The sequence below is a fragment of the Pedobacter sp. R20-19 genome, assembly GCF_000708265.2.
GTDB lineage: Bacteria > Bacteroidota > Bacteroidia > Sphingobacteriales > Sphingobacteriaceae > Pedobacter.
On sequence record NZ_JCKI01000001.1, the window covers coordinates 197,070 to 210,695 of the forward strand.

Below are 13,626 nucleotides of genomic sequence, written 5' to 3' on the forward strand. Positions count from 1 at the left end.
TCGATATAAAAGCAAAAGGACTACTCATCAGAGCGGCCCTTTTGTTTAACTAACAACTAACACTAGCTTTCGAAATGGAAATCCCAGTCGTCACCAGCAGTGTAGCCAGTAGAGGTAACTGTTGATGAAGCTGATAAAGACTCATCAAGTCCGTTACCACCTTTAACAGTACTAGTTAAGCTCAATTTGTGAGCGCTGAATTCATTAAGAGAACCTGCTTGGTTCTCATTTTGGTTTTTGTTCTTTTCCATGTTAGTGGATTTAGGTTGAGAATTAATTAATTAAAACTAATATAGCTGTTTTATTTTTTTTCCACAACACACATGTAACTTAATAAATACTTTTATGTAATATTAAATCATTGTAAAAAAACTTACTGTTACAAAAGCGGCTTAATGCAACGTATACGCAATATATCGGATATAACATGCAGGTCATGTATCTTAATTTTTACATAATCATATACCAAAAACAAAATAAATCACTGTAAATCAATGACAATCAACATATTTTTAAATATGTTGCGAAATAACATATAGCTACAATTATAGCTATCGGATGGGAATTTTGAAATTAAGATGCGCTACAAACTTTATTTAAGAATAGGTTTACCACAAACCCACATGTATACTTAGATAATACTTTATGTAATAGCACCAATCATCAAATTACATATTTATAAACTTTCCATGTATTTTCAATAATATTACATCGACAACTTAAACTATTACATCTTAAGTAAAATAATTAAAATAAAAATAACCACGGAACGGATTGTAAAGTCTTATTAGAAAAACAAAAGCAATATGGATAATAACTTCATGATCGTATTAATGGCCTTAGCCCTTTTAATTTTCCTTTTCAGTATTAGATACTTATATAATAAGGAAAAATTAGCCATGATTGAAAAAGGTGCAGATTATCAACCCAGAAAGAACTCTTCTTTTACAATCTATAAGATAAGTTGTTTGTTAATAGGAATTGGAATCGGGATGTTCCTGTCCTTTCTCCTCTCAGAGCTGGCTTTCCCAAATCTTAGTGACGAGCCAATTTATTTTTCTATTGTCCCCATCTGTGCTGGAATATCTCTTATTATATCTCAAAAATTAACCTTAAAGCAATAGTATATGAGAATGATGCTCTCGGTAGTATTAACTGTAATTATAAATTATGGTTTATTCGGTCAAACCAAACTTCCCTTGGAACTAAAAGGCAAAATAACATCGAATATTGGCGATCAAATTGAAGGAGCGACGGTCATGCTTTTCAGCATCGATTCGGTTTTGCAGAGAACTGCTATTTCAAATCTCCAAGGAGATTACGCGATCGCTAATATAAATCCAGGGCAATATAGGCTCCAAGTCACTCATGTGAGTTATAGCGCTATACAGACCACTATTAACTTGGATTCGACAAAAGTAAATTTCTCCATCGTTCTCAAGTCTACGGGTGAAAACCATGTACTTAATGAAGTCAATATCAAAGCAAAGAAGCCATTTATCGAAAAAAAATTAAATAAGATTGTCTTAAATGTTTCAGAGAGTATCATTGCATCTAATGATAATTTATTAGATATTTTACAAAAGGCACCATCTGTTATGCTAACTCCAGACAATAAAATTGCTATTGGCGGAAGGCCTGGGGCACTGGTATTGATAGATGGTAGGGAGACCCGTCTTTCAGCAGGAGAACTGACCAACATGCTTCAAAACCTACCCAGCGCAAATATCGATAGGGTAGAAATTATTACTACTCCTCCGGCTAAGTATGAAGCGTCGGGAAGTGCAGGAATTATAAATATAATAACGAAAAAAGATAAAACTTTAGGCTTTAATAGTAACTTGACATCAGGAATTTCATATGGAGAGAACCTAAAGTACAATGCAAGCTTTTCAGGCAATTATAGGTTCAAGCGTTTTTTACTTTTTGGATCTTATGATTATTCTAATAATAAAAACATCTATCGGCCAGATCAAATAAGAACTTTTGATGAAAATAGCAACAAACAAATAGTATTCGACCAGAGAGGAGAAATCTTAAGCCATTCTAAAAACAACTACTTTAAAGTTGGCGCTGATTTTACAATAGATTCGAATAATGTAGTTGGATTTATTTTTAATGGCTATAACAACAGGAGTACAGGAAATGGCCTAAATACTACACTTATTGGCAGAACAACAACAGTTATCGACTCTAGCATTATAGCCAGAAGTAATACACAAAACCACTCTGAGAATAATTCATACAACATTAATTATACATCTTTGCTTTTAAAAAAGGTTAACCTCAGCGCAAACTTTGATTATTCGAATTATCTAGGAGATGTAAATAGCTTTATTGATAATAACTTCATAGGATCATTAACAAGTCCTTATAAAATATCAAATCAGCTGCCTATAAAAATAAATATAAAATCAGCAAAATTAGATTTGACAATTCCTGTAAATAAGATTTTAACTTTAGAAACTGGTTTGAAATTAAGTAGTACCAAAACTGACAATGACTTCGTATTTAGCTCGGATGCTGGATATCAGCCTAATCAACTTATAGTAGACTCCTCCAGGACAAATCACTTTATATATGATGAAAGAATAAATGCTTATTATGCCACAGGAAAAGGAACCCTGGGTAAAGTTGAATATGAATTGGGATTAAGGGCTGAGCAGACGATCTCAAAGGCTAATTCTTTAACGTCAAATTCAGTAGTTGATCGTAACTACCTTAATTTTTTTCCTACTATTTCTTTCAGCTATAACCTGTTAAAAAAAGGAAGGACCGAGGTCTCATATTCCAAGCGCATAGACAGACCATTATATAGCGATTTGAACCCATTTATAATTTTTTATAACCAATATTCATTCGAACAGGGAAACCCCTATTTAAAACCATCTATCTCAAATAGTTTTCAGTTATCACAAACAATTAACGACAAACTTTTTTTATCATTAGGTTATACACATACTGTAGACATACCTTCTGTAATTTACCGGAAAACTGCTGATAGTGAAGCAACAATGGTTACCACAGAAAATATTAGCTCATTAAAAAACTATAGCTTCTCAATGAGTTACCCGGTCATATCTTCCAAGACCCTCAACAGCAGGGTAAATGCGAACATTTATTACAATAAGTTTGCTGCAGTGGAACCTGCAACCAGTGCGAATTCTAAACTCACTTTTACCCTAAATTCCAGTACACAAATGAATATTTATAAGGGTTTACAGGGTGAAATAAACGTAATGTACATGTCACCTTCAGCATATGGAATAATAATTACTGAACCAATTTTTTCGCTCAATCTAGGATTCAGAAAGTCTATTGGGAACAACCTTAACTTAGGGCTCTCTGCTACCGATATTTTCAATACTGTAAAGACAGCTGGAAGAATTTATAATCAAAATGTACAAATTTATATACACCAAAAGGCTGAAACCAGACAGGTAAAATTAACATTGGCCTATAAATTAGGTAAAAAGACAGTTAAGATGTCAAGGCCCAAAGGCACAGGTGTTGATGAGGAAAAAAGAAGAGTTAAAATTGGAAATTAAGATATAAGCATGGCTGTCCAAGATGATCAAAATCTTATAAGTGAAATTTTACGAGGAAACCGTGAACTGTTTGGGGTTCTGATAAAGAAATATCAAAAACTTGTTTTCACTGTAGCATACCGTATAATTAAAGATGAAGATGAATCGAAGGATGTGTCACAAGATGTTTTTATAAAAGCTTTCCAAAACTTAAAAAAGTTTAATGGTGATGCTAAATTCAGCACTTGGATTTCTACAATCGCCTTCAGGCAATCTTTTGATTACCTGAAAAAAAAACAAAAAAGGTCCTCGTCGCTGGATAATTGGAATAATTCAGACTATGATATTAACTCAGACAGCTTAATCGAAATCAAGGAGAGGAAAATATTTATCCAGAAGGCAATAGATTTACTGAAGCCAGAAGATTCTATTATTGTGACGTTGTATTATTTAGAGGAAAAGTCACTAAATGAGATTTCTGAAATTACTGGCATCACGATAAATAATTTAAAAGCCAGATTGTTTAAGTCTAGAAAAATGTTAAAAGATATTTTTAAGAGGGTTGATAAAACCGAAATTAATGAGTTTTATGAAAGATGAAAATGAGCTTTGGGACTATGTCGAGGGCAAGTTCAACGTAGCCGATGGAGAAAAAATGGAGAGACTTCTTAATGATGACAAAGATTTGTTTCGCGAGTTTATGCTTATAAAAGAGGTCATTATGGCTTTAAAGGAAGACACCATTCCTAAACTTCCAGATGATTTTTTGGATGCTACACTTGAACGCTGTCTTTCGGTACCGCTACCGAGTAAAGCAGTTCGTGCTGACAACAGGGTAATAATTAGTCTGTTTGTTTGCTTATTTTTAATTTTTATAACTGCACTGGTATATGGACTAAATTATAGTAATGTAACAATTAAACGTCCAGTATTCGAATATGGGTTTTCAAGCACAAGAATTTATATGTTGCTAATGGTAACATTCGCATTTAGCTTTTTCATAGCCATTTTGTTTGATCATCGATATTCCAAGGGAAATGTATCTATCGGTGATAGCAAGCCGACATAATACCATGAATTCTAAGCTATCGGCAATAGCTGAAAGTCTAAACAGAAAAGGTGATTGGAACTGAAACCATATTTATGTACTCATGAATATATCTTATCTTAAGATAAGATTCGAAATCTATTGCGCCTGTATTCTCTTTTTGATCACAACCGAAAGGTTAAATAGTGAATTGGATGTATGACGTTGAAGACTTTAATTCCGTGGCTTGATGTCAATTATTATAATTAAAACATAAGATTAGCCGTCCTCATCTTCAACGTTTTTTTTGCATAATAATAGTCATTGATCAAAAATTTCCTTCAAATGCTTTTAAATTAGCTGGAATCAAATTAATGGTCGGCTAAACCTCTAAGACTTTTTTTATGGCACAATCAAGGTAAAAAATAAATCTCCCCGGTAATAATCAAACATGCCATAAATTTTTCATTGTATCATTGAACCTCTGACTTATCGGCAAGGAAATCAAATACAACTTTATTGAAAAGGCCTGGGTTTTTCAGTGGTAGATAATGATCCTCACCTGCTATGATTTGTGCGCTCGAACTTTTGATAAGCGCGTGGATCAATAGGGTATGTTCGGTTTTTATCACATCAGATTCTCCAGCGAGGATAAGTGTAGGCATGCTTATCCTACCCAGGTCATCTGCATTTATCTGCGGTTCCTGCAATACCAGTTGAGTGAGTCGCAATTGGTTATTAGATCCTGCATCTTTAAGTTTCATCAGGCTATCTCTACGTTTTTCAAACATCCGGACGATATCTTCCTTTATGGCCCTGGTGCCCGGAAAAATATTTGCGCCCATCAGGACCATTTTATCTATTTTTTCAGGGTGTTTCAAGGCAAACTCAATGGCTGTATTTCCGCCATCACTCCAACCCAGTAAACTCGCTTTTTGGATGTGGATGGAATCCATCACCGCCTTTAAATCATCCGCAAAAAGCCTATAGCTATAGGCCTTTGTATTTCTATTGATGCTGTTCCCATGTCCCCGGGTATCCATGGCAATGACCTGATAATGCGCAGATAGCGGCCCTATCTGGTTTCTGAACGAGCTGATACTCTCGCTGTTTCCATGTAGCAGAATGAGTGGACTACCTTTTCCATATGTCTCATAATAGATTTCTCCGTCTGCTACCTTGATGCGCTTTCCGTTGTTGTTTCCATACAATGCCCTGGATATCTCCGGATCAATTTTCGTTATTTCATTCAGGTTTCGCTCTTTTTGTTCTTCTTCCTCAACTTGTTTTGTTTTCATGGTTGATACTTCTATGCCAATAAGCAAATGGGAACTGGAAACTTTTTGCCATGTCGCTTCACTTTTCATCCTGTAAAGGCTCGAGCGCAATGGGTTGGGGAATGACGGTATAAAAAATGCCTGCCTGCTCGTATCCCCGGGTAAAGACTGGAGTTCAAGAATAGACAAGGAGACCGCAATTTCTTTTCTTCCCTTTATCTCGATCTGATAAGGACGCAAATCTATGGTCTGAACCTTTGGCATTCCCTGTTCAGATGAGCCAGACACATCGAACACTACATCTTTATCCAGCAAAGAGTGATCGGGAATTCCATTTTTAATTCCGTATACATTCAATCTAAGCTTTATGCTTTTAAAATGTCTTTTGTTGATGCCGAAATTAAGTTTTCTTAAGTAAACATCCGGGTCTATTTTGAGAATGGTCGCCTGTTCACGGCCCTTTTCATCACTGAATTTAGGTATTGTTTTGTACATTGCAGGAAAGAAAACAAGACTAGCCGACCAGCGTCCATAGCTTTTCATTTTTCTTGGCTCCGCCTTGATCTTTACCGTTTTAAGCTGCTGCGGCAGTTCTTTTAACATAATGGCCTTGTTCCCGTTTAAAAATTGCCTGATATCCATCTTTACCGTGTGGAAACCAATTGCGGAAAAAATGAGCGAATCTGTCTTTGAGATTTCATCCTGGCGGTAGCTCAGGATGTAACGTCCTAAAGAATCAGACACAGTACCAATAGCCTTGTTTTTAATGCCAATACTGACAAAAGGAACTGGCAGCCCGGTAAGTGCGTTTATGGTTTTTCCTGGTAATCCTTCGCTCTGGGCCCGGACTTTAATCGCAAAAATATAAAAAGAAGCGAGGACAAAAAGGAAAGAAATTTTTAATGTAGCATACCGGGAAGTGATATTTTTTTGCATATTGAAGGACATTTCAATAAAGATGAGGTGTAGGCTAAAAAGGTTGCAAGCATATGAATTATTAGCATGTTGTATTCCAAAAAACACGCTGTGGGAAAGTGTTGTCTAAATAGAATCCTAAAAAAGCAGAACATTTCGGAATAATTCTGGTTTTGATATTTCAATCAATCCACTGACCTACAGCGCTTTACAAGAAATAGTAAATATTCGTCTCACTAAAACCAGTCATTCAGAATGAACAACTATGAGTCTTAATGCGTTATAAAAACCAAAACAAAGTCTTGAAAATCAAAGATTTGCGTGACAATGCTCTGGTTTGAATCCAAGGAAGTGGTCCCGACGAAACCAGAACAATTTTTATTTAAATAACTTTCTGACTATCAAATAATTGTAAAACACAATTTCGACTCACCAACTGTCAAAATGACTATTATTGGCTCAAATGTTGACACTCAAATTTACGAAATGAATGCGTTTAACACAAGAAAAATCATCTAAATACAACCAGCTACAAAATATCAAGAAAATTGATAAATGATTTTCGCGAACATTTCAGCAAAACATACATTTACCCTAATTCTGTGACAAAAAGTGCAAAAAATTACCCTAATTCTGTGACAACAGACCGATTCTAAATTGAAGTTTGGCACCATTTGCTTATTAAGGATTTAGTAAATGGTCTAGCTTTCCGCGCAACGCTGGCTCCTTATCAAATTCGTTTTTAGTGAAGGTCATTAACTTAGTGGAATAGGCGAGGTAGTAGGTTTCGAAAGTGGAGAGGTTTTTGAAACGGGTCGAATACCTGGCTACAAAAGAAAGTAAGTTCAATTTGTCTTCTTCCCGATCTGAAATAAGTAATTTGGAAAGCAAATCGGTTGCCTGAATGAAACAAATTGTTAGGAAATGGTTTAGTTCTATCTTACCGGCGTATAATTGGGGTGGCAGCTCCAGTAATGCTGGATGATCACTATATTTGAGCAACCATAATTCCTGCTTTTTGGGGTGCTGAATTAAACAGGCACCCATCAATGTCAGTAGGGTAATGTATCCATATTCCCAATCGTCTCGTCCTTTTTTGAAACTAAGCCTGATAGCGCCCATTGCATTCTAATTATAGATAGATTTTTATTGTATTGTTTTTCGATATATGGCATAGTTATATTTACACCATAAATCAGAAACAACATTCATTTATTTGGGATAAAACTTACTTAAGTGAAAATCTTAAGCTTAGGGATGATGTCATGCAGCGCATAGCTATTAGTGCCTGATGATGTTTACACAAGGTATGTAAAATTAGAAAAAAAGCAAAATGAATTTAAAACTTTGAAATCATTTAAGTTCTTGAATGCTCCCCACAGATAAGTTTATTGAAAAAAGGCATGGTGAATCAATAACAAGATTGAAGTATAGGCTAATTTGACGGCAAGGGCTATCCATTTTGAGCATGCTTTCTCTACCTCAGGTTGCACCTACCCATAGCCAACCTCCATCATAAAAAGCATCATCACCTTCATAGGCCTGAACTCGAAAGCAAATAAAATACTAAAGCCATATCAGGTGATGATATGGCTTTAATAAAATTGAAAAAATTATTGGGTGAATCAATGAATCCTTAGCACCTATAACTTTTAGTTGCCACTATCTTTCACTTTCTCCACCACATCCTGTACGCTTTGTGGCAGGTTAGATAACAAATTGTAGCCTGTTGCGCTTTCAATATCACGCACAGATACAATGTAATCTTTCCAGTTCGCACCAATCGTGTTGCTATTAGGAGTATTAATGGCGATTACCCTTGTGGAAGACGTTACACGACTAACATCATTGTCTCCGGTTTTTAGCAGTACGGCCACTTTCCAAACGTTTGCCGGAACGGTTACTTTTCCGTTGTTGATCGTATTCACTACAGATGCACTTATTGAACCTACACCACCCGTACCATAGCTGCCCATAATCACATAAACCTCATATCCATTTAAGGCTTGCCCACGAAGATAGCTTTCAAATGATTCCCATGTTTTCTGATTATTATTGGGCGCCTGCGGAATCATATTGGTCATTAAAAATGTTGCCGAGTTCGCATTGGTAGAACTGGTGCGGTCGCCGCTTGGGCAGTTGTGGCCCCTGTCAAAACCAGAGCCTGAGTAGCTGTTGCTTTGTACCTGGTACCAGTTGGCCGGTAACCCCGTAAAGGATGCAAAATCATCTTTTCTGGTGGCTGCTCCGGTGAAATTATTGGGGTCCAGGTGCCAGCTTACCCAGTTTGGTATGCCTCTTGTCATGCTGTAGCTTTCTACATAATATTTTTGATCAATCAGGTAATTTTCTGAAGCCACAACAGATGCCGTCGCACCAGATGGATTACCAAATAATAAATTTGAATTATCGCCCCCTGCAGGTGGCGCATCTGCACCCGCCTCGGGTGTTCCCCTGCCTGGATTCGGGGCAGTAGTACCACTATTATCTCCCGTGTCTGTATCCGGTGCACCAACTGTAATCCCGGGGTCGCCCGTTCCTTTAAATATAATATCGTCTATATTAATCCTTGTCGTTCCTGTTTTTTTAATCTGGAACCTCACTTTACCGGTAGTACTCACTTTAAAAGAGTCTGTTACCAGTGTCGTACTGGTTTCAGCAATATCGGTACCCAGCTGGGTATAGGTTTTTCCACCATCTGTAGAAACTAAAAGTTGCCAGGTAGAATTGGCATCTGTTCCATATTTGGCATGTGAAACGTAAAGCATTTTAGTACCTGCCACATCAAAATTCATCGATAAATAACCTGTTCTTAAACGAACAGATTTGGCGCCATTTTTAGCATCTGCTGCAAGGTTGCCCAATAATGCATCACTAAAAGTCCATTTTCCCGTTAATAGCTGAACGCTATCTAAAGCGTAGGCTGTTTTTGCTCCCGATTCGAATGTTTCCGTAATGGCGTAAGCTTTTGGCGGCGTGGTTGGTGTTTCTTCTCCGAGGCTTGTTTTTTTCGAACAGGCAGATAAGGTCAGGATTCCGATAAATCCGGAATAGATCAAGATGTTTTTAATCTTCATGGTTTGTTTTTAACGTCTAGTGATTGCGTTAAGGATAGACTTTCATTTGAGAGCTGCAAAAGTAGGCAGAAAGATATTTATTAAACTTATTTATCTGTATTATTTTGGCTGTAATGGCTAAACTATGCCTAGCACCATACCATTTATCCCTTCAAAAGAATATTAAAAAACTGCAGAAAAAACAGAGGAATTAAACCAGGTCATCTGGCAAGTAACCAAAAGATGCTTAAACCATAAATTCAAACCCATTGTTGCCGGCAATGGTGATTAAAGGTTCTATTGTACTTTTAAATTTCAGCTTATACACATCGGGCAATTCCTTTACATTTTCCAGATCGGGAAAGATGATCAGGTAATCTTCGAGCAACTTCTCTTTAGGCGTTCTGTATTTCATAATTTCGATAGCCGTTTTTTGCAAACCATAAAAAGCATCAAAGTACTTTTCCAATTGCGGCAGCTTATCCGATTTGGAGCTATTGAAAGAAGGACAAGCCGGTATCAAATTCCAAAGCAGATCATGCGATACAAAAGCATAGGGAATAAAATGCTCAACTGCAAAATCGCCCTTGTGTAGTTTCTGGTTGGTATAAATACAATCTACACCACCCAATTCCTCAATTACCACATCCCATACCTTGCGCTGGTTTACCAAACTGTTTCTTTTGGCAGGTTTAATTAACTTATTCGGGATATCTGGTACATTGGGGTTATGCTTTTGTAAGTATAAACTGAGTTTCCAATAACAAAAGCTTTTTAATATGCCGGCATTTGCGCTGAAGTAATCTACCCAGATGGGATTAATAATAACATGTGTTTGATCTACCGCATATAAGCAATCGTTTTCAAATGTTTGCGATGCCTGGTAAACGGCGCTTCTATTTTCAGCGATAGCCGGAAACCAGGGACTTAAAAATCGATGTGGCACCTGCTTATCAAAATGCCACAACATCTTTTGTGTAAGTAAACTATTACTACCACCTATTCGCTGCTTAATCTTGTTTCGATCTTCATCAATATTGATTTCTTCAGCCGCTGCAATTTCCTCTACCTTAACGTGTAACTGATCCTGCTTACCAAAACTAATTTTAAAATAATTAATGGTATACCAACTGGTGGCAACCATTCCGGTAAATAACCTTTGTTTAGGGATATGATACTGCCCATTTTCTACCTCTTCTAAAATAGCCAGAAACCAGTAGAATTTATAGGCCGCAGCGGTGTTGTTAAAACAAGCAGCTAAGAGGTTTACAGGTAGGCGTTCGTGATTAGGAATCATTTGGGCTGTAAGATATCCAATAACTTGTGAAGATCAAATTTGCTTAGATAGAAAACTGGACGGACTGATCCGCCAGTTTTCATTTGTTTTAAGGGCATTCTTTCAAGCTCAATAGATTATCAGGGGTATCACTGTCTGCTTCCGTTTTCAGGTATTTTACACCTGAGCGGGTTGCTACAATAACCTTTCTGACATGACCGTTTACATTGGTGTGAAACGTATACGTTCCATTTTCAATGTGATTAATCGCTTCTGTTAAACTGAATTTAAACCGAGAGCCGTCTGCTTTGAGCCCACCTACCGATGAGATACGTTCATAAGCGCTAGTCCGATCATTTTTGTTGATGCAAGAAATTTGCAAATTAGTTGCCATATTAAAGTTTATTAATTCTTCGCGCTGTGCGAACCCACGGTATCTTCCTTGTCTAAGCATTTCTATTTTCTACCCTTAATAAAAATTAAGAGCCAAATTAAATACTCAAAACATCTGGTTTTTACGGTTTCCCGTGATAATATAAATTATCTATAAAATACCTTTGAAGTAAATAGCAGAAATCATTAATTACTCATTTATTAGTATTGATATTAATAGATATTACGATTACTTTAACCATTTCATCTATGATCCCAACAACGCTCAATTTTATTATGCCAAGCACAACTTCGTACATGCTCCATGTGCGAAAGAAATATTTTTCATTGTTAAACAGGCACGGCTTATCCCTATCTCAACCATGACAAGATTATTTACCATCATTCTGGTTATTATCAGCACAGTAACTTATGGCCAATTGCTTAGCCTGGATCAGGCGATTGCATTAAGACCAAAATCAATAGCAATACTGGAAGAAACCCTAACCACAAAAAAATGGTCACTTCTAGCAGTGAATGACCCTACGGATGAACAAAGGGGCTCAATTGATTTCGCACTGGAAAAGAGTAGTTTTGATGATAGCGCTAGGGCTTTTTTAAGTGTATACTATCAGGAAATGCTCCCCAATAGAATGAGTATACAGAATAACAGGCCTGGTGATTATACCTTATATCTTAACAGGCTACAGCAGCTTGAGTTTAATCTGTTTAAATAAAATAGATTTAGTTAAACTTTCATCATTATTCGCTTCACTTTTATTTCCAGATATCATATATTTATAAACACCAAACTATTGATTCTCTCATGCCAATTTTATACCTGGATAATTTTAGAGGTTTTAACGCAAAGTACTTACCATTAAGAAATGTCAATTTTTTTGTTGGTGAAAACAGTACCGGCAAAACGTCTATTCTCAAATTACTTGGCATCATATCCTCACCAAGTTTTTGGAGACATAATGTTTTTGGTGAAGAAAAAGAAGGAACCAGTTTAGGGACCTTTTCAGAGATAATCTCGATCATAACAAACAAAGAATATTTTGAAATTGGATTTATTGACCGAAAAAAAAACGACTTAGATAAAATTTGTGGATATAAATTTCGATTTATCGAAGGAACAAATTTCCCCCTTGTAAAAGAGATTAGGTATATAGAAAATGGATTGGAACTTCAGGCAACGATTGAAGAAGATCTTTTGAAGTATAGATATATATTGTCCGACAACATTGCAATGAGGAGTGAGCATGATGAAGTGTTTTTCAAGGACTGGATCGAAAGTAATAATTTGATTAACAAAGCCTTTAAAAGAGTAGTGCCAGATAGTAAATCTTTAACACAGATAATTTTTCAACTTCAGGCTTTAATTAATTTTGAACAACACAATTCTGCGAATAACGGTGAGCTATTTGATTCCATAAAAATTGGATTCCCAAATATTTTAAACACTATGGCTTGGTTCGCACCGACTGTGGCGTCTCCGACTAAAACTTATGAGCAACAACCATTAGTTTTTGAGCCAACAGGTACTCATATACCTTCAGTTTTAAGGGAAATTATGCCTAATCCAGATGTCCAGAAAATATTATCAAAATTCGGACAAGATAGTGGGTTATTTGAAAGTTTAATTGTGAAGAGCCCAACAGTTAATAAAGAAGAAATTATGGAATTCCGGGAGAACATAGCTAATGGGTTCGAACTTCAATTTTCTTTAAGTACCACAACTCATCAAATGCTCAATATTGTGAACGTGGGATACGGTGTATCACAAGTTTTGCCATTAGTCGTAGAGACGATTGCAAGGCCAGACAAATCCTGGATTGTTGGTCAACAACCTGAAACTCATTTGCATCCTAGGGCCCAGGCTGCACTTGGAGAATTTATCTATAAATCTCACGTAGAGGATGAGCAAAACTTTATCCTCGAAACACACAGCGATTACATCATCGACAGGTTTCGCATCAAGTTGAATGCTTCACTTAAGGATAAAAGCTCTGTGAAGACAAATATAAGCCAAGTTGTTTTTTTTACCAGATCAGACAAACGAAATGATTTTGCACTGGTAGGTATTGGCTCAGACGGTTCCTATAGTGAGAATCAACCAGATGATTTTCGAGAATTTTTCTTTAAAGAACAATTGAATTTATTACGAATTTGA

12 protein-coding genes are annotated in these 13,626 nt (G+C 36.3%); 6 read left to right on the top strand and 6 right to left on the bottom strand.

Going from position 1 to position 13,626, the window contains the following annotated elements:
* Nucleotides 1–62: 62 nt before the first annotated feature.
* A complete protein-coding gene (locus AN34_RS00900; RefSeq protein WP_029281334.1) occupies nt 63–251 on the bottom strand; it encodes a hypothetical protein in 189 nt (62 codons plus the stop codon).
* Nucleotides 252–806: 555 nt separating this feature from the next.
* Between AN34_RS00900 and AN34_RS00905 the strand changes: the two genes are divergently transcribed.
* The 4 genes from AN34_RS00905 to AN34_RS00920 are packed head-to-tail and all read left to right on the top strand — an operon-like array spanning nt 807 to nt 4,596.
* Nucleotides 807–1,124, top strand: a complete 318-nt coding sequence (locus AN34_RS00905) for a DUF6249 domain-containing protein (RefSeq protein WP_029281336.1) — start codon at nt 807–809, stop codon at nt 1,122–1,124.
* A gap of 9 nt (nt 1,125–1,133) precedes the next feature.
* Nucleotides 1,134–3,548, top strand: a complete 2,415-nt coding sequence (locus tag AN34_RS00910) for an outer membrane beta-barrel protein (protein WP_029281338.1) — start codon at nt 1,134–1,136, stop codon at nt 3,546–3,548.
* 9 nt (nt 3,549–3,557) lie between these two features.
* A complete protein-coding gene (locus AN34_RS00915) occupies nt 3,558–4,127 on the top strand; it encodes an RNA polymerase sigma factor (protein WP_029281340.1) in 570 nt (189 codons plus the stop codon).
* Nucleotides 4,117–4,596, top strand: coding sequence for a hypothetical protein (locus AN34_RS00920; RefSeq protein WP_157263151.1), 480 nt, complete (start codon nt 4,117–4,119; stop codon nt 4,594–4,596). The genes AN34_RS00915 and AN34_RS00920 overlap by 11 nt, the downstream gene beginning before the upstream one ends.
* 431 nt (nt 4,597–5,027) lie before the next feature.
* Here the strand turns inward: AN34_RS00920 and AN34_RS00925 are convergent, their stop codons facing one another.
* The 5 genes from AN34_RS00925 to AN34_RS00945 form a co-directional block, all read right to left on the bottom strand.
* A complete protein-coding gene (locus AN34_RS00925) occupies nt 5,028–6,767 on the bottom strand; it encodes an alpha/beta fold hydrolase (protein WP_051666127.1) in 1,740 nt (579 codons plus the stop codon).
* 660 nt (nt 6,768–7,427) lie between these two features.
* Nucleotides 7,428–7,868: a hypothetical protein gene (locus AN34_RS00930; RefSeq protein ID WP_157263153.1), complete on the bottom strand. Its 441-nt coding sequence runs from the start codon at nt 7,866–7,868 to the stop codon at nt 7,428–7,430.
* Between the two features lie 530 nt (nt 7,869–8,398).
* Nucleotides 8,399–9,823, bottom strand: coding sequence for a DNA/RNA non-specific endonuclease (locus tag AN34_RS00935; protein ID WP_029281349.1), 1,425 nt, complete (start codon nt 9,821–9,823; stop codon nt 8,399–8,401).
* Nucleotides 9,824–10,049: 226 nt separating this feature from the next.
* Nucleotides 10,050–11,099, bottom strand: coding sequence for an HNH endonuclease domain-containing protein (locus AN34_RS00940; protein ID WP_029281350.1), 1,050 nt, complete (start codon nt 11,097–11,099; stop codon nt 10,050–10,052).
* An 88-nt stretch (nt 11,100–11,187) separates the two neighbouring features.
* The gene (locus AN34_RS00945; RefSeq protein ID WP_029281351.1) at nt 11,188–11,472 is read right to left on the bottom strand and encodes a DUF3892 domain-containing protein; all 285 of its coding nucleotides are present in this window, start codon (nt 11,470–11,472) and stop codon (nt 11,188–11,190) included.
* Nucleotides 11,473–11,833: 361 nt separating this feature from the next.
* Between AN34_RS00945 and AN34_RS00950 the strand changes: the two genes are divergently transcribed.
* Nucleotides 11,834–12,187: a hypothetical protein gene (locus tag AN34_RS00950; RefSeq protein WP_029281352.1), complete on the top strand. Its 354-nt coding sequence runs from the start codon at nt 11,834–11,836 to the stop codon at nt 12,185–12,187.
* Between the two features lie 89 nt (nt 12,188–12,276).
* On the top strand, nt 12,277–13,626 hold the full coding sequence (locus AN34_RS00955; RefSeq protein ID WP_029281353.1) for an AAA family ATPase: 1,350 nt from the start codon (nt 12,277–12,279) through the stop codon (nt 13,624–13,626).

Excerpts from the sequence above, each read along its gene's own strand:
- AN34_RS00900 (WP_029281334.1), bottom strand. The coding sequence starts at position 251 with ATGGAAAAGAACAAAAACCAAAATGAGAACCAAGCAGGTTCTCTTAAT.
- AN34_RS00905 (WP_029281336.1), top strand. The coding sequence starts at position 807 with ATGGATAATAACTTCATGATCGTATTAATGGCCTTAGCCCTTTTAATT.
- AN34_RS00910 (WP_029281338.1), top strand. The coding sequence starts at position 1,134 with ATGATGCTCTCGGTAGTATTAACTGTAATTATAAATTATGGTTTATTC.
- AN34_RS00915 (WP_029281340.1), top strand. The coding sequence starts at position 3,558 with ATGGCTGTCCAAGATGATCAAAATCTTATAAGTGAAATTTTACGAGGA.
- AN34_RS00920 (WP_157263151.1), top strand. The coding sequence starts at position 4,117 with ATGAAAGATGAAAATGAGCTTTGGGACTATGTCGAGGGCAAGTTCAAC.
- AN34_RS00925 (WP_051666127.1), bottom strand. The coding sequence starts at position 6,767 with ATGCAAAAAAATATCACTTCCCGGTATGCTACATTAAAAATTTCTTTC.
- AN34_RS00930 (WP_157263153.1), bottom strand. The coding sequence starts at position 7,868 with ATGGGCGCTATCAGGCTTAGTTTCAAAAAAGGACGAGACGATTGGGAA.
- AN34_RS00935 (WP_029281349.1), bottom strand. The coding sequence starts at position 9,823 with ATGAAGATTAAAAACATCTTGATCTATTCCGGATTTATCGGAATCCTG.
- AN34_RS00940 (WP_029281350.1), bottom strand. The coding sequence starts at position 11,099 with ATGATTCCTAATCACGAACGCCTACCTGTAAACCTCTTAGCTGCTTGT.
- AN34_RS00945 (WP_029281351.1), bottom strand. The coding sequence starts at position 11,472 with ATGGCAACTAATTTGCAAATTTCTTGCATCAACAAAAATGATCGGACT.
- AN34_RS00950 (WP_029281352.1), top strand. The coding sequence starts at position 11,834 with ATGACAAGATTATTTACCATCATTCTGGTTATTATCAGCACAGTAACT.
- AN34_RS00955 (WP_029281353.1), top strand. The coding sequence starts at position 12,277 with ATGCCAATTTTATACCTGGATAATTTTAGAGGTTTTAACGCAAAGTAC.